This is a genomic window from Allobosea sp. P4_C6, from assembly GCF_056402015.1.
The window spans coordinates 78,104-100,699 of sequence record NZ_JBFUIF010000003.1; the positions used below are offsets into that span (position 1 = coordinate 78,104).

The following is a 22,596-nucleotide window of genomic DNA, read 5'->3' on the forward strand; positions in this document are numbered from 1 at the left end:
CCGCAAGAGATTCTCGGGTCTGCGCTTCGCTCCGCCCGAGAATGACGGCCTATGTTCCAGTCGCTGGAGCTTGGCGGGCGGCGCGCCCGGTCTCATATTGTGCCCATGCCGCCACGCACCCGCAAATCGCCCAAGCCCGACCGTGTCGTCCGCGAGGAGGAGGTCGAGATTCTCCCGCCGCGTCGTGACCTCGCGCTCGACTGGCGCGTCATCGTCCCCACCGTCGCGTTCGGCACCGTTACCGGCTTCGTCGCCAGCCTGATCGTGGGCGGGGGCGGGCTGGTCCGGCATGCGGTCGTGGGCATCCTCGGCATGCTGGTGGGGCAGGGTATCGCACGGCTGACCGGCTGGCGGCTGAGAACCGGCTACGGCTTCCTCGACGATGCCGGCATGGCGGTGCTCGGCGCGATCCTCGTAATCCTGCTGGCCCGCTTCATCGCCTAGCCGGAACCTGCTGCAATCGTTACGGTGAAGGCGCGCATCTGCGCATGGCCAGGGGGATGTCTTCTATGGAAAGCTTTGCCGCCACCATGGCCCAGCCGGGCTACGGCTTCTTCATGACGCTCTTCATCGGCCTTCTGGCCGGCTGGATCGCCGAGCGCCTGACCTCATCCGACCACGGCCTTTTCACCAACATGCTCGTCGGCGTCGCCGGCTCCTTCGTGGGCGCCAAGGTGGCGGAACTCATGGAAATTCCGGTCTTCGGCTTCTGGCGCACGCTGACGGCTGCCATCGCCGGCGCCATCATCGTCATCGTGATCTGGAATGCCGCCCGCCGCCGCGGTTGAGGCCGCCCTGCGCAGCCCGGCAGTTGCGGGAGCGCTCTTTGAAGATTAGCTAGGAGAGAGCCGGTTCTGCCGGCTCCTGCTGTCGAAGCCCGGACCCCGATATGGCGCTTGTACTCGATCTGCTGAACCGCGATCCCCGGCCCAACGCCGGCAATCCGAAGGCCGAGACACGCCAGCTTGCGGCCGAGGTGCGCCATCCGGAGAAGCAGAAGCGCCCGGAGAACCCGGTCCTGCGCAAGCCGGACTGGATTCGCGTGAAGGCTCCCGGCTCGCCCAAATGGGCAGAGACCAAGGCCATCGTGAAGGCCGAGAAGCTGGTCACGGTCTGCGAGGAGGCCGGCTGCCCGAATATCGGCGAGTGCTGGGAGAAGAAGCACGCCACCTTCATGATCATGGGCGATACCTGCACGCGCGCCTGTGCCTTCTGCAACGTCAAGACCGGCGTGCCGCAGCCGCTCGATCTGGAGGAGCCGCGCAAGGTCGCGGATGCGGTCGCCAAGCTCGGTCTCGAGCATGTCGTGATCACCTCGGTCGACCGCGACGACCTCAAGGACGGCGGCGCCGAGCATTTCGCCCAGGTGATCCGCGCTATCCGCAAGGCCTCGCCCGGCACAACCATCGAGATCCTGACGCCGGACTTCCTGCGCAAGCCGGGCGCGCTCGAAGTCGTCGTCGCGGCCAAGCCCGACGTCTTCAACCACAACCTCGAAACCGTGCCGGGCAAGTACCTGAAGGTGCGGCCGGGCGCGCGTTATTTCCATTCGCTGCGGCTGCTGCAGCGGGTGAAGGAGCTCGACCCCACCATCTTCACCAAGTCCGGCATCATGGTCGGCCTCGGCGAGGAGCGGAACGAGGTTCTCCAGCTGATGGACGACCTGCGCTCGGCCGAGGTGGACTTCATGACCATCGGCCAGTATCTGGCGCCGTCGCGCAAGCACCATGCGGTAATCCGCTTCGTCACGCCCGACGAGTTCAAGAGCTTCGAGACCATCGCGTTCGCGAAGGGCTTCCTGATGGTCTCCTCGACGCCGCTGACCCGCTCCTCGCACCATGCCGGCGAGGATTTTGCGCGGCTGCGCGCGGCCCGCGCAGCGCGGCTGGGCCAGTAGCGGCGCCGCTCAATGCCGATGTTCAACAGCACCCGCCGGGTGAGGCATTCGCCCGAGCAGATGTTCGCGCTCGTCGCCGATGTCGAAAAATACCCCCAGTTCCTGCCGCTCTGCGAAGGGCTGACCGTAAGGCGCCGTACGCCGCGCGAAGGCGGCGGCGAGGTGCTGCTGGCCGATATGAGCGTCGGCTACAAGGCGATCCGCGAGACCTTCACCAGCCGCGTCACGCTCGATCCGGCGAACCTCAAGATCCTCGTCGAATATGTCGATGGGCCATTCCGCCATCTGGAGAACCGCTGGGCCTTCAAGCCGCATGGCGCCGGCTGCGAGGTCGGCTTCTTCATTTCCTACGAATTCGCCAGCCGCATGCTCGGCATCCTGATGGGCGCGATGTTCGACAAGGCCTTCCGCAAATTCTCGGAAGCCTTCGAGAAGCGCGCCGATCTCGTCTATGGCCGAACCGACGCGAAAGCGGTGACAGGGCTTTAGAGCCTGCTGTCTTGAGACGGAAGCGCGCTGTCATTCCGGGGCGGCCTGAAAGGCCGAGCCCGGAACCCAGAACCGATGCCGTCCGTCATGAAGCGGTCTCTTCCCCGCAGTTTTCACGATCGAGCGCATCGGTTCTGGGTTCCGGGCTCATCGCTGACGCGATGCCCCGGAATGACAGCGTGTCACTACACGCCCCATGGCGTGGTGACGATGCCGACATCGTCAGCGCGATCTGGTGTCGGCTCTCCCGCTGAATGCGATCAAGCTGCGGCGTTTCGCAGCATTTCGAGCGCGACGACCACGGAAAGCCGCCGGATGTCGTCGCGCGACAGGTTGCCGAACCGCATCTCGCGATGCGCGGTGCCGGTTGCGGAGGCGCAAGCGAAATGGACGAGGCCGACCGGCTTGCGTGCTGTCCCGCCGCCCGGGCCCGCCACGCCGGTGATGGCCACCGCGAGATCGGCCGAGAGCCTGGCTCGCCCGCCTTCCGCCATTGCGCGTGCCACGGGTTCACTGACGGCGCCATGGGCGTCGATGAGTTCGGCCGCCACGTTGGCGAGTGCCGCCTTGGCCGCATTGGAATAGGTGACCAATCCGCCATTCACGACATCGGAAGAGCCGGGAATCGCGGTGAGCGCCCCCGCGACAAGACCTCCGGTGCAGGACTCGATGGTTCCGATCCTGAGCCGCGCTTCGCGGCACATTGCCAGCACGGCTTCCGACAGCGTGGTGATCTCGGCGTCGAACATCGCGCTACTCCGCTTCGGGCAATCGAATGGTCGCCGTCGCCAGCGCCGCAAGCCCCTCGCGCCGGCCGGTAAAGCCCATGCGCTCCGACGTCGTGGCCTTGATCGCGACCTTCTCCACCGGGATGCCGGCCGCAGTTGCGATTGCCACGCGGATGGCATCGCGGTGCGGCCCGACCTTGGGGGCCTCGCAAACGATCGTGAGGTCGAGATGGTCGATGCGCCCGCCGCGCTCGCGCACGCGGCTCGCCGCGAAGGCGAGGAACTGCGCGGACGCCGCGCCGCGCCATTGCGGATCGCTCGGCGGGAAATGCGTGCCGATATCGCCATCGGCGAGCGCGCCGAGCAAGGCGTCGGTCAAGGCATGAAGCGCCACGTCGCCATCGGAATGAGCGACGACACCCTGGTCATGGGCGATCCTGACGCCGCCCAGCCAGACATGGTCGCCGGGGCCGAAGGCATGAACGTCGTAGCCGGTGCCGACCCGGGTCACCAGAACCTCGCCTGGCCGGGCATTGGCGCGGCGGAAATCCTCGGCATGGGTCAGCTTGATGTTGGCTGGATCACCCGTGAAGGTCGCTACGGGGTGGCCGGCCCATTCCATCAGGGCCGCATCATCGGTGAAGCCATGCAGCGCGGCCGCCTCCGCCGCCTCATGCGCTTCCAGGAGAGGCTTGAAGCGAAAAGCTTGTGGCGTCTGGACGGTGACGAGCTGATCGCGCGGCGGGGTCTCGGCGACATGGCCGCTGTCGTCCGTGCGCTTGACCGTGTCCGTCACCGGCAGCGCCGGAATGGCGGCCATGCCCACGTCACCCAGCTTTCTAATCGCCGCGCCGATCAGCGCCAGAGAGACAAAGGGGCGGGCGGCGTCATGGACCAGCACGATGCCGTCGAAGCCGTCGCGTGCGAGCGCGCGTAATCCGCGCCGAACCGAATCCTGCCGTGTCGTGCCGCCCGGGGTCGGCGCCGCGAGCCGGGCGTCGTCGATACCTGCGACGGCATCGGCATAGAGCACGTCGTCACCTTCTCCGATCACCACCACCACGCGGCTGATCGCCGGCTCGGCCAGGAACGGGGCAAGGGCGCGGGCCAGGACAGGATGGCCATCGACGAGCCGATATTGCTTCGGCGCGCCTCTACCCGCGCGCAGCCCGCGTCCGGCCGCGACGAGCAAAGCGGCCACCGGAGCGGGCGAGTGAGCGGGCTCTGGCAAGGAGCGAGGTTCGGCGTAGTGGCTGTTCATGCGGCAGCCATAGCCAATTCCAACGGCTGAGGGCAGGGGGTGTATTTTCGCTGCATTGCACCATTAAGCTGTAAGCACTTGCGCTCCTGCAGCATTGTCCAATAAATATGCATAATCTCGATTGCCTCAAAAGCAGGCTGAACAGTTTGAACATCGCTGGAATTCCCATTGAATCCCGCGCCTTCCTGGCGCCGATGTCCGGCGTGACCGACATCGTCATGCGCCGGCTCGCCGCACGCCGCCACGCCGGGATCGTGGTTTCGGAAATGGTGGCGTCGGACGAATTCGTGCGCGGCAGCGAGGAAGCGCGCATCCGCGCCGAGGGCGCAGGTGTCTCGCCGCATGTCGTCCAGCTTGCCGGCTGCGATCCGCATTGGCTGGGCGAGGCGGCCCGGCTCGCCGAGGCCAATGGCGCTGATATCGTCGACATCAACATGGGCTGCCCGGCGAAGAAGGTGACGGGCGGCTGGGCCGGTTCGGCGCTGATGCGCGACCTCGATCACGCGGTGACGCTGGTCGAGGCGGCGGTCTCGGCCGTGAAGGTGCCGGTGACGGTGAAGATGCGGCTGGGCTGGGACGATGCGTCACGCAACGCGCCGGAACTCGCGCGCCGCGCCGTCGTTGCCGGCGCGCGGATGATCACGGTCCACGGCCGGACCCGCCAGCAGTTCTACAAGGGCAAGGCGGATTGGCGGGCGATCGAAGCAGTCCGCGCGGCGGGAGATTTTCCGCTGGTGGCCAATGGCGATATTCACGACGCGGCCGATGCCAAAGCCTGCCTGGCGCAATCGGGCGCCGATTTCGTGATGATCGGGCGAGCGGCACTCGGCCGGCCCTGGCTGGTCGGTGAGATCGGCGCCGCACTCGATGATCGCACGCTCGCACCCCTCTCATTGGCGGAGAAGCTCGCCGTGGCGTGCGAGCACTATGAGGGCCTGCTGGCCTTGATGGGACCGGCCCATGGCGTGCGCCATGCCCGCAAGCACCTCGCCGCCTATGCCGACGAGGCGATGGCCGAGGGCTGCGCGCCCGATCCCGAGCGGCGGCGCACGCTGCTCACCTCGGAAGATCCTCGTCAGGTCCTCGGGGCGCTGACGGGGTTGTTTTCGACCGAACGCAGCCGCGAAGCGGCCTGAGATGGAAAGGAAGAGCCGATGACGGCGATGTTTGCCGACAAGGGGCTCGGGAGCATGAGCACCTACCTCCTCGATCCCATCGAGGTTCAGGCGCTGAATGTTCTGCCCATGCCGGTCCTGGTGATCGGCGAAGGCCATATCGTGATTTACGCGAACACGGCGGCCGAGGATTTCTTCCAGTCGAGCGCGGCCGTCCTGAAGCGACAACGCATCGACGATCTCATCGCCTTCGGCTCTCCCGTGCTGGGGCTGATCGAGGATGTGCAGCGCCGCGGCGCCAGCGTCAGCGAGTACCGCCTCGACCTCGGCTCGCCACGCCTCGGTATTGATCGCATCGTCGATGTTTTTGCCTCTCCCTTGCCCAGCCAGGCCGATGCGGTCGTAGTGATGCTGCAAGAACGGACAATTGCCGAAAAAATGGACAGGCAATTGACGCATAGAGGAGCAGCCCGCTCGATCACGGCGCTCGGCGCTATGTTGGCCCATGAGATCAAGAACCCGCTCTCGGGCATTCGAGGGGCGGCCCAGCTGCTCGAAGGCTCGATCTCGGATTCGGACCGGATGCTGACCCAGCTCATCTGCGACGAGACCGATCGCATCGTGAAGCTGGTCGAACGCGTCGAGCTCTTCGGCGACGAGCGCCCCAGCGAGCGCGACCCCGTCAACGTCCACGACGTGCTCGATCACGTGAAGCGCCTGGCGCAATCGGGCTTCGCCCGGCACATCCGCTTCTCGGAGGTCTATGATCCGTCGCTGCCGCCGGTAGCCGGCAATCGCGACCAACTCGTCCAGGTTCTGCTCAATCTGGTGAAGAATGCCGCCGAAGCCATTGGCGAATATGCGATCGACGGCGAGATCACGCTGACGACGGCTTATCGCCCGGGCATTCGCATGCAGGTTCCGGGATCGACCGAACGGATCGCGCTGCCGCTCGAAATCGTCATCCGCGACAACGGTTCCGGCGTGCCGCCGGACCTCGTCCAGCACCTGTTCGATCCCTTCGTGACCACCAAGGCACAGGGAAGTGGCCTTGGACTTGCACTCGTTGCCAAGGTGATCGGCGATCACGGCGGAATCGTCGAATGCGAGTCCGTCCCTCGTCGTACGCAATTCAGGATCCTTCTGCCGCTGCACCAGCTGGGTCACGGCAGTCAACGCAAGGCCTAATCGAACACATGCCGACCGGGAACATCCTCGTCGCCGACGACGACGCCGCGATCCGCACCGTCCTGAATCAGGCGCTCGCCAGGGCCGGCTATGAAGTCCGCACAACCGGGCAGGCGGCGACATTGTGGACCTGGGCCGCCCAAGGGCTGGGCGACCTGATCATCACCGATGTCGTGATGCCGGACGGCAATGCCTTCGACCTGCTGCCGCGCATCAAGCGCGTGCGGCCCGAGCTGCCGATCATCGTCATGAGCGCGCAGAACACCTTCATGACCGCGATCAAGGCTTCCGAGCGCGGCGCCTACGAATATCTGCCGAAGCCTTTCGATCTGAAGGAGCTCGTCGCCATCGTCGGCCGCGCCTTGTCGCGTCCACGCGGCGAGGCTGCCCGCAGCCACGCCGCCGAGCCCGAGGACATTCCGCTGATCGGCCGCTCGCCGGCGATGCAGGATGTCTATCGCGCGCTGGCCCGGCTGATGCCGATCGATCTGACCGTGATGATCAACGGCGAGTCGGGCACCGGCAAGGAGCTTGTGGCTCGGGCGCTCCACGACTACGGCAAGCGCAAGAACGGCCCCTTCGTCGCGATCAACATGGCCGCGATCCCGAAGGACCTGATCGAATCGGAGCTGTTCGGCCATGAGAAGGGTGCCTTCACCGGCGCCCTGACGCGCTCTTCCGGCCGCTTCGAGCAGGCGGAGGGCGGCACGCTCTTCCTCGACGAGATCGGCGACATGCCGATGGAGGCGCAGACCCGGCTGCTGCGTGTTCTCCAGCAGGGCGAGTACACGACCGTCGGCGGGCGTACGCCGATCAAGACCAATGTCCGCATCATCGCCGCGACCAACAAGGATCTGCGGATCTCGATCGCGCAGGGCCTGTTCCGCGAGGATCTGTTCTTCCGGCTCAACGTCGTGCCGATCCGCCTGCCGCCGCTGCGCGAGCGGGTGGAGGACATTCCGGATCTGGTTCGCCACTTTTTCTCGCTCGTCGAGAAGGAGGGGCTGCCGCGCAAGCAGGTCGATTCGGAAGCGATGGACGTGATGCGGCGCTATCGCTGGCCGGGCAACGTCCGCGAGTTGGAGAACCTGGTTCGCCGCCTGGCAGCGCTTTATCCTCAGGAGACGATCACCGCCCCGATCGTCGAGGCCGAGTTGCAGCCGGCCGCCTCCGGATCGGGCTACGCCGGAAGTCCGGCCGCTCCCGAGCGCGCCGAGACGCTGTCAGGTTCGGTCGAGCGCCATCTCGGCCAGTATTTCGGCGGCTTCGGTGACAATATCCCGCCGCCCGGCCTTTATCACCGCATTCTCCGCGAGATCGAGCCACCGCTGATCGCCGCCGCGCTGGCCGCGACCCGCGGCAATCAGATCAGGGCGGCCGAACTGCTGGGCCTCAACCGCAATACGCTCCGCAAGAAGATTCGGGAGCTCGACATGCAGGTGGTCCGCTCGCCGCGCTGAGCCGCGGCCCCGCCTTGCCCATGTCATATTTTGACAACACCGTTGCGGCGGCGCATCAGTTGCGCCCGTAGGCGATGCCATGTTTCGGCAGCGCCGCATCGGAGTTGTCAGAACACGTGTCCGCTTCCGTAACTGAAGCCAGAATGATGCCGCGCGGTGAGGAGAAATCCCGCCGCGTTTCCGGCTGGATCGGCGGGATCGTCGTCCTGCTGGCGCTGGTCTCGGCGTTGCTCACCTTCCTCGTCCTCTCGGGCGCCACGCCGATCGCGCCGGTCCACGAAGTCGTCATCGCGGTCTTCGTTCTCAATGCGCTGTTGATTCTGGCGTTGATGGTGATCGTCGCCTTCGAAGCGGCTGTCCTGATCCGCGCGCGAAAGGCAGGGGCCGCGGCCGCCGGGCTGCATGTGCGGATCGTCGGCCTGTTCAGCATCATCGCCGCGCTCCCGGCCGTCCTCGTCGCCATTATCGCGACCTTCACCATCGAGCGCGGCCTGGAGCCCTGGTTCTCGGACCGGATGCGCGACGCGATCTTCAAATCGGTCGAGGTCGCCGACGCCTACGCTGCCAGCCAGTGCCGCTCGCTGGGCCGCGAAATCCGCGTGCTCGCCGATGATCTGACGCGCGCCAAGCCCGCCTTCGATGTCGACCGCAAGTGGTTCGAGACGTTTCTGACGTCACGCGCCACCGCGCTCGGCGTCCCCGTCGCCGCGATCATGCAGCCGCCGGACAAAGTGATCGTACGCGCGAGTATCGACGTGCTGCGCGATGCGCCCAAACCCGATCAGGCCGCCTTCGACGATGCCCAGTCGGCGCCGGAGCCGATCTGCGTGATACCTCGCGCTGGGCGGGTCTTCGGTGCGGTGATGAAGCTGCCGGCCTACGAGAACAGCTTCCTGCACATCGCGCGCGAGGTCGATCCGCTGGCCGTGGAGTTTCCGGCCGTCGCTCGTGGCGCGGCCGTCGAGTATCTGTCGATCGACGCCCGCCGCAAGGGTGTCCAGGTCGCCTTCGCCTCGATGTACGGCCTGATAGCACTGATCCTGCTGCTCTCGGCGATCTGGCTGGGCCTGAGCTTCGCCAACGGCCTCGTCGCTCCGATCCGACGAATGATTCACGCGACCGATCAGGTCTCCAGCGGCAATTTCTACGTCCAGGTCCCGATCCGAAGATCCGAGGGCGATCTCGCCCATCTCGGCGAGACCTTCAACAAGATGACGGCGGAGCTCCGTCGCCAGCGCGACAGCCTGGTGACGGCGAGCGAGGTCATCGACAAGCGACGGCGCTTCACCGAGACGGTGCTGTCCGGCGTCTCGTCAGGCGTGCTCAGCCTCGACGGCGATGGCCATGTCACGACGATCAACCGCTCGGCCGAGACCTTGCTCGGCACCGGCGGCCGCCTGCTCGGCAAGCCGATCGCGGAGATCGCTCCGGAAGTGGCGTCCTTCGTTGCCGAGGCGCTCCAGGGTCGGCAGCGGCAGATTTCCGGGCAAGCTACGCTCACGCGCGGCGGCCAGGACCGCATGGTCAACATTCGCGCCGCCCGCGAAGGCGAGGGGAGCGGCGCTGGGCTCGTCGTCACGCTCGACGACATCACCGATCTGGTCTCCGCGCAGCGCACGGCCGCCTGGGCCGACGTCGCCCGGCGCATCGCCCATGAGATCAAGAACCCGCTGACGCCGATCCAGCTCTCGGCCGAGCGCATCAAGCGCCGGTTCGGCCGCGTCATCACCGAGGGCAAGGACGTGTTCGACCAGTGCACCGACACGATCGTGCGCCAGGTCGAGGATATCCGGCGCATGGTCGACGAATTCTCCTCCTTCGCCCGCATGCCCAAACCCTCGTTGACGCGCGAGGACATCGTCGAAACCGTCAGGCAGATCGTCTTCCTCTGGCGGGTCGGCAATCCGGAAATGACGATCGAGGAAAGCCTGCCGGCAGAGGCGGTTCCGGCGCAGTTCGACCGCCGCCTGCTCTCGCAGGCCCTGACCAACGTCATCAAGAACGCGACGGAAGCGATCGAAGCCGTGCCGGCCGAGGAACGCGGCCGGGGGCATATCGATGTCCGGTTGGAACGGCGCGATGACGGGCGGATCGTCATCGAGGTCATCGACAACGGCAAGGGGCTGCCCGCCGACCAGCGTCAGAAGCTGCTGGAGCCCTACATGACGACGCGCGAGGGCGGGACCGGTCTCGGCCTCGCCATCGTCGGCAAGATTCTGGAGGACCATGGCGGCGGCATCGAACTGCTCGACCGTCCGGATGCCTCCAGCGGAACGAGGGGCGCCCGCATTCGCCTCTGGTTCCCTGAAACGGGCCCTTGCGAGGCCGATGGCGGCGATGAGGCCGCCCAGCCGGGCTCCGGCCCGGTCGCTCCTGATTCGAATGATGGGATACGCTTATGAGCGCTGACATCCTGGTAGTGGACGACGAAGTCGATATCCGCGATCTGGTCGCCGGCCTTCTCGAGGATGAAGGCTACCGCACCCGCAAGGCGGGCTCCGCCGACGAGGCGCTCGCCGCGATCGCGGCGCGCCGGCCGAATCTCGTCTTTCTGGACATCTGGCTGCAGGGCAGCCGCCTCGACGGCCTGCAGGTGCTGGAGCTGATCAAGGAGGGCCACCCGGATCTCGCCGTGGTGATGATCTCCGGCCACGGCAACATCGAGACCGCCGTCTCCGCGATCAAGAGCGGCGCCTACGACTTCATCGAAAAGCCGTTCAAGGCCGACCGGCTCGTTCTCGTCGCCGAGCGGGCGCTCGAAGCGTCGCGGCTGCGCCGCGAGGTGAGGGACCWCAAGACCCGCTCTGTTCAGGCCAACCGCATCGTCGGGCGCACGACAGTGGTGAACCAGCTTCGCCAGACGATAGAGCGCGTCGCGCCGACCAATGCCCGCGTCCTCATCACCGGCGAGCCGGGCTGCGGCAAGGAACTGACGGCGCGGACGCTGCACGAGGCTTCGACGCGCACGAGCGGGCCCTTCGTCGTCATCAACGCGGCGACGATCACCCCCGAGACGATGGAGGAGGAGCTTTTCGGCGTCGAGGGCGGCGATGGCCGTTCGCGCCGGATCGGCGCGCTCGAGGAAGCGCATGGCGGCTCGCTCTATATCGACGAAATCGGCGACATGCCGCGCGAGACGCAGAACCGCATCTTGCGCGTGCTGGTCGACCAGAACTTCCAGCGTGTCGGCGGCGCGACGCGGGTCCATGTCGACGTCCGCATCATCTCCTCGTCGAGCCGTGACCTGGCGCAGCTCATAAGCGACGGGCACTTCCGCGAGGACCTCTATCACCGCCTCAGCGTCGTGCCGATCCGGGTGCCGCCGCTCTCGGAGCGGCGCGAGGACGTGCCGGAGCTGATCGAGTTCTTCATGGACCAGATCTCCATCGCCAGCGGCCTGCCCAAGCGCCGGATCGGCTCGGACGCGATGGCCGTGTTGCAATCGCATGAATGGCCGGGCAACGTCCGTGAGCTGCGCAACAACGTCGAGCGGCTGATGATCCTGACCAAGGGCGACCCCAACTCGGAGGTGACGGTCGAGATGCTGCCGGCCGAGGTCGGCGCGATGGTGCCGACGACGCCTTCCGGCTCTGGCGGCGAGAGGCTGATGAGCCTGCCGCTGCGCGACGCGCGCGAGATCTTCGAACGCGAATACCTCATCGCGCAGATCGCCCGGTTCTCCGGCAACATCTCGCGGACGGCCGAGTTCATCGGCATGGAGCGCTCGGCGCTGCACCGGAAGCTCAAATCCCTCGGCGTCGGCTGAGCCATTCTCCCAGGGTGCATCTGCACGCCACGCAGACGCACCTGCGAAAAAACGCGGCATTGCTGCACTTGCGTTGCACGCGAACTCGACGATCTAATGGAGCATCGGTGTTCCGAGGTTGGTGGAATGCGCCGCCGGCACGAACGGAACGAACTGGATCGCGGGCGTAAACCGATCGACGATCCCAACAACAGGGACTACCCATGGCCGCAGAGCGGGCACAGAACCTTCAGGACACCTTCCTCAATCACGTACGCAAGCAGAAGATTCCGCTGACGATTTTCCTCGTCAACGGCGTGAAGCTGCAGGGCGTCGTCACCTGGTTCGATAATTTCTGCGTGCTTCTGCGGCGTGACGGTCATTCGCAGCTCGTCTACAAGCATGCGATCTCGACGATCATGCCCGGCCATCCGGTGCAGTTGTTCGAGCCCGAGGAAACGGACAAGAACTGATTTGGCTGCAAGCCACGACCACGACAAGGAGCGGGCGGCCCCGAAGCCGCTCGACGAGATCGAACGCGACATCGCGGCGAATACGCGCGCCTATGTCGTGGGGCCCTATTTGCAGAAGCGAGGCGTCGCCACCGACGCCAACCAGCGCTCCTTCGCGGCACGGCTGGACGAGGCGGTAGGGCTGGCGGCTGCGATCGACCTGACCGTCGTCGAGCCCGTGCAGGTGCTGCTCACCGCACTGAGGCCGGCGACCTATATCGGCAAGGGCAAGGTCGAGGAGCTGGCCGAGCGCATCAAGATCGAGGAAATCGGCCTCGTCGTGATGGACTGCGCCTTGTCGCCGGTCCAGCAGCGCAATCTTGAAAAGGTCTTCGGCTGCAAGGTTATCGACCGTACCGGCCTCATCCTCGAGATCTTCGGGCGGCGCGCCCGAACCAAGGAAGGTGCGCTTCAGGTCGAGCTCGCCCATCTGAACTATCAGAAGAGCCGGCTCGTGCGGTCCTGGACCCACCTCGAGCGCCAGCGCGGCGGCTTCGGCTTCCTCGGCGGCCCCGGCGAGACCCAGATCGAGGCGGACCGGCGCATCATCCAGGAACGCATGACCAAGATCGAGCGCGATCTGGAGAGCGTGAAGCGCACCCGCTCGCTCCATCGCGCCAGCAGGAAACGCGTGCCTTATCCGATCGTTGCGCTCGTCGGTTACACCAATGCCGGAAAATCCACGCTCTTCAACCGGCTGACCTCGGCCGAGGTGCTGGCGCAGGACATGCTCTTCGCCACGCTCGACCCGACGGCGCGCGCGATCAAGCTGCCGCATGGCGCGCGGATCATGCTGTCCGATACCGTCGGCTTCATCTCCGACCTGCCCACGCAGCTCGTCGCTGCCTTCCGCGCCACGCTGGAGGATGCGATCGAGGCCGACGTGTTGCTGCATGTCCGCGACGTCGCCCATGACGACACGCAGGCGCAGGCCGCCGACGTCCAGGCGATCCTGCGCGATCTCGGCATCAACCCGGATGACGGCCAGCGCGTCATCGAGGTCTGGAACAAGGCCGATCTGCTCGACCCGGCAGAACGCGAACGCCAGCTCGGCATCGCTTCGCTCCGGGCGTCGGAGGTACGGCCGGTCCTGGTCTCGGCGCTGACCGGCGAGGGGATCGAGCGCCTGACGCAGGCCATCGAAACCCGCATCGCCCATAGCCGGCCGATCTACGGGCTCAATCTCGCTCCCGGCGACGGCAAGTCGCTCGCCTGGCTTCACGCCAATGGTGAAATCCTCGAGCGCGATGATGCGGAGGATGGCGAGCTGAAGCTCGTCGTCCGGCTGCCGCCGGAGCGGGAAGGGGCGTTCACCGCCCGGTTTCCGCAAGCCGAGCGGCGCTGATAACGCGAGGCCCAGAGGGCCGTCATGCTCGGGCTTGACCCGAGCATCTCTCGCCGGACGAGGCCCCGGTCAGGCGCTCTCTCGTCCAAAGATTCTCGAGTCTGCACCTCGCTCCGCCCGAGAATGACGGCCTTGGCGCTCCCGTCAGCCGCCCGCTTTCTCAGCCCTCTTTACGCTCTGCCAGAGCGCTTCCAGCTCTTCGAGCGTCGCGTCCTTTGCGTTTCGCCCCTGCGCGTCGAGCGCCTCCTCGATACCCTTGAAGCGACGCTCGAACTTGGCGTTGGCAGCGTTGAGGCAGCCCTCCGGGTCGGCATCGACATGGCGCGCGAGGTTGGCGATGACGAAGAGCAGATCGCCGATCTCCTCCTGGATCGCCGCCTTGTCGCCGCCGGCGAGCGCCTCGTCGATCTCCAGCGTTTCCTCGCGGATCTTGTCGAGCACGAGCCGCGCGTCGTTCCAGTCGAAGCCGACCGTCGAGGCGCGGGCCTGCAGCTTCCAGGCACGGGAGAGGGCGGGCAGGGTGTGCGGCACCCCGGCGAGGATGCTCTTGTCCTCCTCTTGCGGTGACAGGCCGGCGGCTTCGCGTGCCGCCGCCTTGGCCGCCTTCTCCCCGGCCTTGATCCGGTGCCAGAGCAGCTTCACCTCAGCCGGCGAGAGGTCAAGCGCATCGCCGAAGACATGCGGGTGCCGGCGGATAAGCTTGCTGGTGATCGCCTCCACCACATCCGGAAAGGCGAAGGAACCTTCCTCCTCGGCCATGCGCGCATGGAAGACGACCTGAAGCAGCAAATCTCCGAGCTCGTCCTTGAGATCGAGCTTGTCGCCACGCTGGATCGCATCGGCGACCTCATAGGCTTCCTCGATGGTATAGGGCGCGATCGAGCCGAAATCCTGCTCCAGGTCCCAGGGGCAGCCGGTCCCGGGCGTGCGCAGCGCCGCCATGATCTCGATGAGCCGGGCAATGTCGCGAGAGGGCTTCAACGCTGCATGTCTCCGTGAATTGAAGGAGAGCGTCGAGCGAAAAGCGGAACCCTGCCTTTCGCTGCAGCTATGCTCTCGACTTTGAGAATCGATCACGTTTTTTCGCATTCGGATGTTTCCATCCGAGTGCGCCGTGATCTAGCGTCCTCCCATGATTCAAGTCACCCCGTCCATTGCGATCGACGAGAGCGAGATCGAGGAAAGCTTCGTGCGCGCCTCGGGGCCCGGCGGCCAGCACGTCAACAAGGTCTCGAGCGCCGTGCAGATCCGCTTCGACGTGCGCCAGTCGCCCAATTTGCCCAACGATGTCGCGATCCGCTTGATGAAGCTCGCCGGCAGCCGGCTGACGCAGGACGGGGTCATCATCATCGTCGCCCRGGCGCAGCGCAGCCAGAAGCGCAATCGCGAGGAGKCCGTCGAGCGCCTGCTGGAGCTGATCCGCGCCGCCGCGGTTCGCCCGACCGTTCGGCGCGCGACGAAGCCCACCAAGGCCTCGAAGGAGCGCAGGCTCGCCTCCAAGGAGCGCCGCTCCGGCGTCAAGGCCGGCCGATCGAAGCCGATGTCCGACTAGCATGCCTGAAATCGCCGACAGGCCAGGGCAGGGCGCTCGCCCTGCCCGCATCCCACGGCGCATCACCGCCGATTATCTGCAGCGGGCGGCAATGCATTATCTCGAGCGCTATGCCGCGCCCGCGGCGCAGCTGCGCCGGGTGCTGGCACGCAAGATCGCCATGAGCTGCCGCCACCATGGCGAGGACCCGGCGGCTCATGCGGAAGCGCTCGATACGGTGATCGCGCGCTGCGTTTCGACGGGTTTGATCGATGATCGCCGCTTCGCCGAGGCGAGGGCAGCCACCTTGCGACGCAAGGGCCAGTCGAGCCGTGCGGTCGCGGCCCGGTTGACCGCGAAAGGAGTTGGCCGCGAGTTGGTGGGTGAACTCGCAGCCACGAATGCGGACGACGAGATCGCGGCCGCGCGCATCGCCGCGACACGCCGCCGGCTCGGCCCCTGGCGCAGGAGCGACCGCGCAGCGTTCCGGCAGAAGGACCTGGCCACGCTGACGCGCCTCGGCTTCGGCTATGCCACGGCGCGCGCCGTCATCGACGGCGATGTGGAAGGCGAGGCCTAGGAGGCGGCTCGTCGCAAGCCGCAGCTCGGGCTCACCTCACTCCAGCTTGACCTGCGCCTCCTTGACGACCTTGCCCCAGCGGTCGACCTCCGCCGATACGAAGCGCCCGAAAGCCTCGCCGCTCAGGGTCGGAATCGGCGAGCCGCTTTTCTTCCAGACTGCGTCGATGGTCGGCGTCTTCAAGGCCTTCTCGACCTCCGTCCGCATGCGGGTCACGATCTCAGCCGGCGTGCCTTTCGGTGCCCAGAGCGCATACCAGGTCGAGACCTCGTAACCGTCGAGGCCGGCCTCCTTGGCCGTCGGCACATCGGGCACGGCCTCGGAACGGGTGGGCGCTGCGACCGCAAGCGCGCGCAAGGCGCCGCTCTGGATCTGCGCGGCCGACGAGCCGAGACCGTCGAAGAGGATGTCGACCTGCCCCGCGACGGTGTCCTGCAGGGCCGGGCCGGCACCGCGATAGGGGACATGGGTCAGCTTCGTCCCGGTCGATATCTGGAAGAGTTCGCCGGCGAGATGATGCGTCGTGCCGTTGCCGGCCGAGGCATAGTTGAGCTTCTCCGGGTTCTTCTTGGCGTAGTCGACGAGCTCGGCCACGGTCTTTGCCTGGACCTTGCCGGGATGGACGACGATGACCTGCGGCGGCAGGGCGATGACGGCGATCGGGATGAAATCGGTCTGGATGTTGTAGTCGAGCTTGGGATAGAGCGCCGGCGCGATGGCATGGTGCGCGGCCCCGACGAAGAAGGTGTAGCCATCGGGCTTGGCCTTGGACGCAGCCGACGCACCGACCGTGCCGCCCGCTCCACCGCGATTCTCGATCACGATGCGCTGGCCCAGTTGCTGATCGAGCTGCGCGGCGAGCGGTCTCGCGAAGGTATCGGTGCCGCCACCCGCCGGGAAAGGCACGATGAAGGTGATCGGCCGCGCCGGCCAGGTTTCGGCCGAAGCAGGAGTCTGCAGTGCGACAACGGACGCGGCGACAGCCGCAGCGATGAGATATCGCTTCGAAATCATCAACTTCTCTCCCTGGAAAAGGCTCTTGCCGGCCTTCGATACGCATCTGATGAAGCGCACTTCTCGGTCGATTAGGCCATCGCATCGTTCGATTTGGCAAGCGCGCGCTGATGGGATCGTCGTTGGCATCGCGGCCCCGGCCGCTCATAGTGACTGACGACATTGGGTGCATGATCATGAGCCGGCTCGACAGCTTCATCCGTCGCCTTCAGGCTCAGCGCAGCATGCTGGACTGGGCAGCGGATCGCATCGAAGGGCAGGAAGGGCTGGTCCTGGAATTGGGGCTCGGCAACGGCCGCACCTACGATCATCTGCGCGAGCGGCTGCCCGGCCGCGAGATCCATGTGTTCGAGCGCAATCCCAGCCCCAACCCCCGATCGATGCCGCCCCGCCATCTTCTCGTCGTCGGGGAGATGGAGGAGACGCTGCCGGCCTTCGCCGCCCGGCACGCAGGGGCAGCCGCCCTGATCCATGTCGACGTCACGACCGGCGTGCCTGACCGGGACCACCTGGCCTTCGCGTGGCTGCCGGATCACGTCGCAGCGCTGGCCAAGCCGGGCGGCCTGGTCGTCACAGGCTGGCAGCTCGACCACCCGGCCTTCGAGGCGGTGCCACTTCCTGACGATGTGCCGGACGGCCGCTACTTCGCGTACCGGCGTCGCTAGCCGTCCCCAGAGAGAGTGCAACGATCCCGCGCCATGCCGATTGAATTTATAGCCGCAGAATATGCAGCTGAGGACAATCTCTGTTCCTGCCTTTGGCCCGTTGACCGCGATGAAGTCAGAACGAACAGCAATTCAAACGGAGTTGTTCTGCAGCCATTCGATCAAAAACGTATAGCTGACTCCGAGCAGGACCGGCCCTACGAACAAACCTAGAAGCCCATCGACAATCACGCCACCAAGAACACCAATAAGAATGATTGGCATGGGGACTTCGAGACCCCTTCCGAGGAACAACGGACGGAGAACATTGTCGCTGAGGCCGACAACGATATTCCAGATCAGAAAGATGATCGCGGGCTGCGTTGCCTCGGAATAAAAGACGTAGCCGACGACGGGCAGGGTCAGCAGAATCAACGGCACCTGCATGATACCCAGCAGCAGCGCCACGAGCATCAAGGGACCGGCCGCCGGGAGTCCGATGGCGAAGAAGCCGCAGCCCAACAGCAGTGACTGGATGAGCGCCACGCCGACCACGCCGAGCCCCACGCCGCGGATCGTGGCCGCGGTCAAGGTAACCAGGCGCACGGCGCGTTCCTCGCTGCCCGTGATGCGTTCGAGCGTGCGGCGAGCAAACTGGCCCGCAGCTGGACCATGGACAACGAGCACCGCGGCGATCGCGAATGAAGCGACGAACGACAATTCGCCGATGGCGAGGTCGCCGGCGGAGGAGGCGAGCCAAGCCAAGGGGCCGCTCACCAGATGACCGTATTTTGTCAGCGCTGCCGGCAGGTTGGAAGCGACGAGAGACCAGATCTCCGTCAGCTTCTTGCCGACAAGCGGAGTGCCATCGAGCCATAGCGGCGGCTGCGGCACCGTCAGACCCTGACTCTGCAAAGTCGAGATACCCGAATAGAGCGACGTCGCCAGCGACGTCACCAGCATCACCATCGGTCCGAGCATCAGCGCGACGCCGATTAGGCCGATCAGCAGCGCCGATCCCCGCTGGCCAAGCCGCGGCGCCAGACGCAAATGAAGCGGATACAAAATCACCGCCAGGATGGCCGACCAGATCAAAAGGAACGCGAAGGGCAGGACAATCCGGGCGCAGGCATAGACGAGCAGACCGATGAGCCCGATGCGAATCGCGCTGTCGATCAAGGTCGAATGCTCGATCGAGTCGTGGCGCTTTGGCGCCTTCCTATCCATCGTTCCGATCCTGACTCAAACTGTCGCGCAAGCTCGCGCGCCCGGGGCAGTCACCAGCCCAACCGCGGTAGGGCCGGCAATTCCAGGGGCGTCGGCGCAGTTCCGCCGGACAGAGCGGAACAGAGGCTTTCAGCGCCTGCCCGCCCGATTGACCGGGTCCCTCGATTCATCGGCGTTCCAGCCCGCACGCCCACGCCTGGTGCCCCCGACACCCGGTGTCACCGCGGCACGCGCGACCGGCCTCGGCCGGAGCACGACGCCACATAGTTACCTCCATCAACCATTTTTCAGGGATAGGCACTACGAGTCGGCGGCATAGAGCGGGTAAGGGCGTCGGGATCGACCGTTGACGGACACGCCCATGAAGGCTCGATAAGGCTCGATCAGATTGTCATCAGCGCAATCAGGACGGGCCCCCAAGCCGTTAGCAGGATGTTGCCGATGGCATAGGGAACCGTATAGCCGAGAGCCGGTATGCTGCTTTGGGCCTCGTCCTGGATCGCCCTGAGCGCGGCGGTGATCGTACCGGCGCCAGCGCAGGCGCCCAGCACAATGAGCGGATCCATCCTCAGGACGTAACGCCCGAACAGGATCCCGATGGTGTGCGGAAGCAGGGACGAGACCAGCCCGACTGCAACGAGGCTGACGCCGGTCGCTTTCAGGCCGGCGACGAAACTCGGCCCGGCGCCCAGTCCGACGATGCCGATGAACATGCAAAGCCCGACCGTATCGAAAATCCAGATCGCCGGCTCCGGAATGCGGCCGAAAAACGGATAGGCGGAGCGCAGCCAGCCGAAGAGCAAGCCCATGAACAAGGCGCCACCGCTGGCGGTCAGTGTGAGCGGCACGCCCCAGACGGCAACCGACAGCAGGCCGAACAGGCCCCCCAGGAAGATTCCGAACCCCACGAAGACCATGTCGGTCGCGGGCGTCCGTCTGTCGGAATAGCCGATCACCGCCGCAGCGCGTTCGACCTCCGTCAGCGGCCCCACAAGGGACAGGACGTCGCCGCGATTGAGACGCGTCGTCGGGATCACCGGCATGGCGATGCCCGAACGTGTGAGTTTGGCGAGAAACACCCCGCGCGCGAACTCACCCTCGGCCAGCTCGGCCAGCGATGTGTCGTCGAGCTTGCGGCTTGTCACGATCACGTCGAGCGCCTCGATCGGAATGTCCAGCAGATCGGGGTCGCTCACCTCCGGGCCGATGACATCGCCGCGCGCCGCGTGGACTTCGAAGCGCGCCATGACAGCGATGATGTCGCCAGCCCGGACGCGATGCTCAGAGGCATGATCGAACAGGGTATCGCCGCTGCGGCCACGCAGAACGAAGATGCGAGACTTCTTCGGCAGGGCTTCCAGCTCTGCAATCGTCTTGCCAAGCAGCTGCGCATTCTCGACGCGATAGGCGCGCACATCGAACAGGCGAGCGGCCGATGTGATGCCATCGACCTCGCCGGCCGATCCCGACTTGTCCGAATGCAATGCTGCCGTGGCTACGCGCGCGGCCTCGCGCAGATCAATTCCCATCAGCTTGGGGCCAATCTTGGGGAGGAACCAGACGAGCGCGGTCGTCCCGACCAGATAGGTGACGGCGTAGGCAACCGGGATATTGTTCACGAGCGCCCGGCGCTCGGCCTCGGGAAGGTCGAGCCGCTGGATCGCTTCTCCGGCTGTTCCGATGACCGTCGATTCAGAGAAAGCGCCGGCCAGGAGGCCCGCCGCCGTGCCCATGTCGTAACCAAGCAGCTTCGCAAAGGTCAGCGCGATCAAAAGGCACGACACGCACAGGACGACCGTAAGCGCCATCTGCGGAAACGCATCTTTCTTCAGGGCCCGGAAGAATTGAGGGCCGACCTTGTAGCCGGTCGTGAAAAGGAAGAGGTCGAAGAAGACCGATTTGACCGTCGCCGGGATCTTGATGTCGAGCTGCCCGACGAGCACTCCCGCAAGCAGGCAGCCGACGACGACGCCGAGGCTGAAGCTCCCGAATTTCAGCCGGCCGATCAGAAAGCCGAGCGCGACCGTCAGGAAGATGGCGAGCTCGGGGTTGTTCCGTAGGGCTTCCACCACGAAACTCATGCCGGTCCTCTCCGCAAAAAGGCCTGGCAATCGACCGGCGCGACGACCGATCGACTGCCCGGGGATGCTGCTGCGTGCAGCGCAGCTTCAGCTTACTTCGCTTTGGCAGGCGCCGCGCCGCCGGGCGATTTCGTCTTGTTGAGGGCGAGATTGTAAGCGTCGAACGCTTGCCGGTAGCCGCGGGCGACCGCGCGCGTGGCACGTCCGATCTGGCTGTAGACCTCGTCGTCGAGATTGGCGAAGGAGACGCGGACCGACCAGTCGGGCGCGTGGAAGCCGCCGCCGTTGAGCAGCACGATGCCGTGGTCCTCGGCGAGCCGGAACACGATGTCGAGCGGGTGAACGTGTTCCTTCATATAGGCCACGACCTCGGGACCGACATATTTGTTGGCCCAGAATTCGAAGTCGATCAGGCCGTAATAGCGATCATGCAGCAGGTTCTCGGGCACCTCGATGCCCAGCCCCTCGATCATCCGCTCGGCTCTCGCCCTGACGATCCCCATGCATGTCTTCTGGTAAAGCTTGTCCTCGTCCATCAACTCGGACAGCGAGAACATCGACATCATCACCTGCTGCGGCAAGGAGAGACCGGCAGTGTGATTGAGTGCGATGTCGCGGCTATCGGCGACGATACGGTCGATCAGCTTCATCTCGCGGGGCTTGAGCGTCAGCGGCCCGTAACGGGAATCGAGCGCCGCCGATATCTTCTCCGGGTGGGCGGCGATGGCCTTGTCGAAGATGTTCTCGCGGTGGATGGCGATGACGCCGAGCCGCCAGCCGGTACAGCCGAAGTACTTCGAATAGGAGTAGACGCCGATCGTGTTGCGGGGCAGGGCGCCGAGCAGGCCGCGGAAGCCCTTCACGAAGGTTCCGTAGACGTCGTCGGTCAGCAGCAGGAGATCGGGGCGCTTCGTCTCGACCAGCTTGACGATCTTGGCGATCGTCTCCTCGCTCAGGGCGACCGCATAGGGGTTGCCCGGATTGACGACGAAGAACGCCTTGACCTTGGGGTCCTCGAGCTTCTTCAGCTCCTCGTCGGTGAACTGGAAGCGGTTCTCCTGCGGGGCTGCCACCGTGACGATGTTGAGCCCGTAATCCTCGAGATGCGGCATTTCGAGGTAGGGCGTGAAGATCGGCGTCGCCAGGGCGATGGTATCGCCGGCATTCAGCAGCCTGTTGGCCTTCAGCGACTTGAAGATGTAGCACATCGCCGCCGTGCCACCCTCCACGGCGTAGAGGTCGAACTGACCGGAGGGACGCGGATCGCCGCACATCGCCCACATCAGGTATTCGTGCACGATCCGCTCGTTGTGGACGAGCATGCGATCTGGCACCGGGTAGTTGTCGCCGATGATCGAGTCGACGAGTTCATGGACGAAGGCGTCGGGCTTGAAGTCGAACTTCTTGACCGCGAACGCGACCATGTCCCGCAGGAAGGTGGCGCCGGGCGCGTCCTTGTGCTCCCCCAGCCAGTCCTCGAGGCGTTTCGCGATCCCGTCTGCCTTGGGCATGCCGCCGATCCCGGCCGGCTTGTTCATCACCCGCCGGCTCTCCGTGATCGCGAATTGCCCGAGCAGGAAGAAGCCCTCCCTCGGCGTCATCGCCACCCAGTTCGGGTTGCCACGGCCGGCATTGAGAAGCGCGATCGAGGATTCTTGCGAGGTCAGCTTGGCGAGACGGATCAGCTCGTCCTTGATCTCGAAGGGGCTGAGCTTCTCGAAGGTCCGCAGAGTGACAGGATCCATGACGTTCTCCCGGTAAGGCTGGAAATCGGGGCGG

The 22,596-nt window shown here is 65.6% G+C and carries 21 protein-coding genes; 14 read left to right on the plus strand and 7 right to left on the minus strand.

The window, feature by feature from the left end; all coding sequences use genetic code 11:
- Positions 1 to 51: 51 nt before the first annotated feature.
- The 4 genes from AC1DVA_RS03270 (at position 52) to AC1DVA_RS03285 (ending at position 2,386) form a co-directional block, all read left to right on the plus strand.
- Positions 52 to 444: a GlsB/YeaQ/YmgE family stress response membrane protein gene (locus AC1DVA_RS03270; protein WP_476804951.1), complete on the plus strand. Its 393-nt coding sequence runs from the start codon at positions 52 to 54 to the stop codon at positions 442 to 444.
- A 65-nt stretch (positions 445 to 509) separates the two neighbouring features.
- Positions 510 to 788: a GlsB/YeaQ/YmgE family stress response membrane protein gene (locus tag AC1DVA_RS03275; RefSeq protein WP_476804952.1), complete on the plus strand. Its 279-nt coding sequence runs from the start codon at positions 510 to 512 to the stop codon at positions 786 to 788.
- A 101-nt stretch (positions 789 to 889) separates the two neighbouring features.
- Positions 890 to 1,897: a lipoyl synthase gene (gene lipA / locus AC1DVA_RS03280; RefSeq protein WP_265053445.1), complete on the plus strand. Its 1,008-nt coding sequence runs from the start codon at positions 890 to 892 to the stop codon at positions 1,895 to 1,897.
- A 12-nt stretch (positions 1,898 to 1,909) separates the two neighbouring features.
- Positions 1,910 to 2,386: a type II toxin-antitoxin system RatA family toxin gene (locus AC1DVA_RS03285; RefSeq protein WP_476804953.1), complete on the plus strand. Its 477-nt coding sequence runs from the start codon at positions 1,910 to 1,912 to the stop codon at positions 2,384 to 2,386.
- Positions 2,387 to 2,646: 260 nt separating this feature from the next.
- Here the strand turns inward: AC1DVA_RS03285 and AC1DVA_RS03290 are convergent, their stop codons facing one another.
- The gene (locus AC1DVA_RS03290) at positions 2,647 to 3,135 is read right to left on the minus strand and encodes a CinA family protein (protein ID WP_265053447.1); all 489 of its coding nucleotides are present in this window, start codon (positions 3,133 to 3,135) and stop codon (positions 2,647 to 2,649) included.
- 4 nt (positions 3,136 to 3,139) lie between these two features.
- Positions 3,140 to 4,375 (minus strand): bifunctional 2-C-methyl-D-erythritol 4-phosphate cytidylyltransferase/2-C-methyl-D-erythritol 2,4-cyclodiphosphate synthase, encoded by a 1,236-nt coding sequence (locus AC1DVA_RS03295; RefSeq protein ID WP_476804954.1) that lies wholly within the window; start codon positions 4,373 to 4,375, stop codon positions 3,140 to 3,142.
- A gap of 107 nt (positions 4,376 to 4,482) precedes the next feature.
- On the opposite strand from AC1DVA_RS03295, the gene dusB reads away from it, so the two are divergent.
- The 7 genes from dusB (at position 4,483) to hflX (ending at position 13,740) form a co-directional block, all read left to right on the plus strand.
- Positions 4,483 to 5,511 (plus strand): tRNA dihydrouridine synthase DusB, encoded by a 1,029-nt coding sequence (gene dusB, locus AC1DVA_RS03300; protein WP_476804955.1) that lies wholly within the window; start codon positions 4,483 to 4,485, stop codon positions 5,509 to 5,511.
- A gap of 27 nt (positions 5,512 to 5,538) precedes the next feature.
- Positions 5,539 to 6,678, plus strand: coding sequence for a two-component system sensor histidine kinase NtrB (locus AC1DVA_RS03305; protein ID WP_476805035.1), 1,140 nt, complete (start codon positions 5,539 to 5,541; stop codon positions 6,676 to 6,678).
- A gap of 8 nt (positions 6,679 to 6,686) precedes the next feature.
- Positions 6,687 to 8,138: a nitrogen regulation protein NR(I) gene (gene ntrC, locus AC1DVA_RS03310; protein ID WP_265053450.1), complete on the plus strand. Its 1,452-nt coding sequence runs from the start codon at positions 6,687 to 6,689 to the stop codon at positions 8,136 to 8,138.
- Between the two features lie 143 nt (positions 8,139 to 8,281).
- Positions 8,282 to 10,540 (plus strand): sensor histidine kinase NtrY-like, encoded by a 2,259-nt coding sequence (locus tag AC1DVA_RS03315; protein WP_476804956.1) that lies wholly within the window; start codon positions 8,282 to 8,284, stop codon positions 10,538 to 10,540.
- A complete protein-coding gene (ntrX, locus tag AC1DVA_RS03320) occupies positions 10,537 to 11,904 on the plus strand; it encodes a nitrogen assimilation response regulator NtrX (RefSeq protein WP_476804957.1) in 1,368 nt (455 codons plus the stop codon). Before AC1DVA_RS03315 ends, ntrX begins: the two co-directional genes overlap by 4 nt.
- Before the next feature lie 203 nt (positions 11,905 to 12,107).
- Positions 12,108 to 12,356, plus strand: a complete 249-nt coding sequence (gene hfq, locus AC1DVA_RS03325; protein ID WP_038365847.1) for an RNA chaperone Hfq — start codon at positions 12,108 to 12,110, stop codon at positions 12,354 to 12,356.
- A 1-nt stretch (position 12,357) separates the two neighbouring features.
- A complete protein-coding gene (gene hflX / locus AC1DVA_RS03330) occupies positions 12,358 to 13,740 on the plus strand; it encodes a GTPase HflX (protein ID WP_476804958.1) in 1,383 nt (460 codons plus the stop codon).
- Positions 13,741 to 13,884: 144 nt separating this feature from the next.
- Here hflX and mazG read toward each other — a convergent pair whose 3' ends face one another.
- Positions 13,885 to 14,721 carry a nucleoside triphosphate pyrophosphohydrolase gene (gene mazG / locus AC1DVA_RS03335; protein ID WP_476804959.1) on the minus strand — a complete coding sequence of 279 codons (837 nt, stop codon included), beginning with the start codon at positions 14,719 to 14,721 and terminating at the stop codon, positions 13,885 to 13,887.
- A 151-nt stretch (positions 14,722 to 14,872) separates the two neighbouring features.
- Between mazG and arfB the strand changes: the two genes are divergently transcribed.
- Positions 14,873 to 15,292, plus strand: a complete 420-nt coding sequence (gene arfB, locus AC1DVA_RS03340; RefSeq protein ID WP_476804960.1) for an alternative ribosome rescue aminoacyl-tRNA hydrolase ArfB — start codon at positions 14,873 to 14,875, stop codon at positions 15,290 to 15,292.
- A 1-nt stretch (position 15,293) separates the two neighbouring features.
- On the plus strand, positions 15,294 to 15,851 hold the full coding sequence (locus tag AC1DVA_RS03345; protein ID WP_476804961.1) for a regulatory protein RecX: 558 nt from the start codon (positions 15,294 to 15,296) through the stop codon (positions 15,849 to 15,851).
- A 36-nt stretch (positions 15,852 to 15,887) separates the two neighbouring features.
- On the opposite strand, the gene AC1DVA_RS03350 is transcribed toward AC1DVA_RS03345, so the two are convergent.
- Positions 15,888 to 16,865, minus strand: a complete 978-nt coding sequence (locus AC1DVA_RS03350) for a Bug family tripartite tricarboxylate transporter substrate binding protein (RefSeq protein WP_265053457.1) — start codon at positions 16,863 to 16,865, stop codon at positions 15,888 to 15,890.
- Between the two features lie 176 nt (positions 16,866 to 17,041).
- On the opposite strand from AC1DVA_RS03350, the gene AC1DVA_RS03355 reads away from it, so the two are divergent.
- A complete protein-coding gene (locus AC1DVA_RS03355) occupies positions 17,042 to 17,530 on the plus strand; it encodes a class I SAM-dependent methyltransferase (RefSeq protein WP_265053458.1) in 489 nt (162 codons plus the stop codon).
- Between the two features lie 132 nt (positions 17,531 to 17,662).
- Here AC1DVA_RS03355 and AC1DVA_RS03360 read toward each other — a convergent pair whose 3' ends face one another.
- The 3 genes from AC1DVA_RS03360 to AC1DVA_RS03370 all read right to left on the minus strand — a co-directional run bounded on the left by AC1DVA_RS03360 (position 17,663) and on the right by AC1DVA_RS03370 (position 22,562).
- On the minus strand, positions 17,663 to 18,736 hold the full coding sequence (locus tag AC1DVA_RS03360) for an AI-2E family transporter (protein ID WP_265053459.1): 1,074 nt from the start codon (positions 18,734 to 18,736) through the stop codon (positions 17,663 to 17,665).
- A 383-nt stretch (positions 18,737 to 19,119) separates the two neighbouring features.
- Complete coding sequence (aspT, locus tag AC1DVA_RS03365) at positions 19,120 to 20,817, minus strand: aspartate-alanine antiporter (RefSeq protein WP_476804962.1); 1,698 nt, start codon at positions 20,815 to 20,817, stop codon at positions 19,120 to 19,122.
- Between the two features lie 92 nt (positions 20,818 to 20,909).
- Positions 20,910 to 22,562, minus strand: a complete 1,653-nt coding sequence (locus AC1DVA_RS03370; RefSeq protein WP_265053461.1) for a bifunctional aspartate transaminase/aspartate 4-decarboxylase — start codon at positions 22,560 to 22,562, stop codon at positions 20,910 to 20,912.
- Positions 22,563 to 22,596: the final 34 nt, after the last annotated feature.

Excerpts from the sequence above, each read along its gene's own strand:
- AC1DVA_RS03345 (WP_476804961.1), top strand. The coding sequence starts at position 15,294 with ATGCCTGAAATCGCCGACAGGCCAGGGCAGGGCGCTCGCCCTGCCCGC.
- hfq (WP_038365847.1), top strand. The coding sequence starts at position 12,108 with ATGGCCGCAGAGCGGGCACAGAACCTTCAGGACACCTTCCTCAATCAC.
- AC1DVA_RS03295 (WP_476804954.1), bottom strand. The coding sequence starts at position 4,375 with ATGAACAGCCACTACGCCGAACCTCGCTCCTTGCCAGAGCCCGCTCAC.
- AC1DVA_RS03360 (WP_265053459.1), bottom strand. The coding sequence starts at position 18,736 with ATGGATAGGAAGGCGCCAAAGCGCCACGACTCGATCGAGCATTCGACC.
- AC1DVA_RS03290 (WP_265053447.1), bottom strand. The coding sequence starts at position 3,135 with ATGTTCGACGCCGAGATCACCACGCTGTCGGAAGCCGTGCTGGCAATG.
- AC1DVA_RS03315 (WP_476804956.1), top strand. The coding sequence starts at position 8,282 with ATGATGCCGCGCGGTGAGGAGAAATCCCGCCGCGTTTCCGGCTGGATC.
- AC1DVA_RS03355 (WP_265053458.1), top strand. The coding sequence starts at position 17,042 with ATGAGCCGGCTCGACAGCTTCATCCGTCGCCTTCAGGCTCAGCGCAGC.
- ntrC (WP_265053450.1), top strand. The coding sequence starts at position 6,687 with ATGCCGACCGGGAACATCCTCGTCGCCGACGACGACGCCGCGATCCGC.
- AC1DVA_RS03305 (WP_476805035.1), top strand. The coding sequence starts at position 5,539 with ATGTTTGCCGACAAGGGGCTCGGGAGCATGAGCACCTACCTCCTCGAT.
- AC1DVA_RS03350 (WP_265053457.1), bottom strand. The coding sequence starts at position 16,865 with ATGATTTCGAAGCGATATCTCATCGCTGCGGCTGTCGCCGCGTCCGTT.
- AC1DVA_RS03370 (WP_265053461.1), bottom strand. The coding sequence starts at position 22,562 with ATGGATCCTGTCACTCTGCGGACCTTCGAGAAGCTCAGCCCCTTCGAG.
- dusB (WP_476804955.1), top strand. The coding sequence starts at position 4,483 with ATGCATAATCTCGATTGCCTCAAAAGCAGGCTGAACAGTTTGAACATC.
- AC1DVA_RS03285 (WP_476804953.1), top strand. The coding sequence starts at position 1,910 with ATGCCGATGTTCAACAGCACCCGCCGGGTGAGGCATTCGCCCGAGCAG.
- lipA (WP_265053445.1), top strand. The coding sequence starts at position 890 with ATGGCGCTTGTACTCGATCTGCTGAACCGCGATCCCCGGCCCAACGCC.
- AC1DVA_RS03270 (WP_476804951.1), top strand. The coding sequence starts at position 52 with ATGTTCCAGTCGCTGGAGCTTGGCGGGCGGCGCGCCCGGTCTCATATT.
- aspT (WP_476804962.1), bottom strand. The coding sequence starts at position 20,817 with ATGAGTTTCGTGGTGGAAGCCCTACGGAACAACCCCGAGCTCGCCATC.
- AC1DVA_RS03275 (WP_476804952.1), top strand. The coding sequence starts at position 510 with ATGGAAAGCTTTGCCGCCACCATGGCCCAGCCGGGCTACGGCTTCTTC.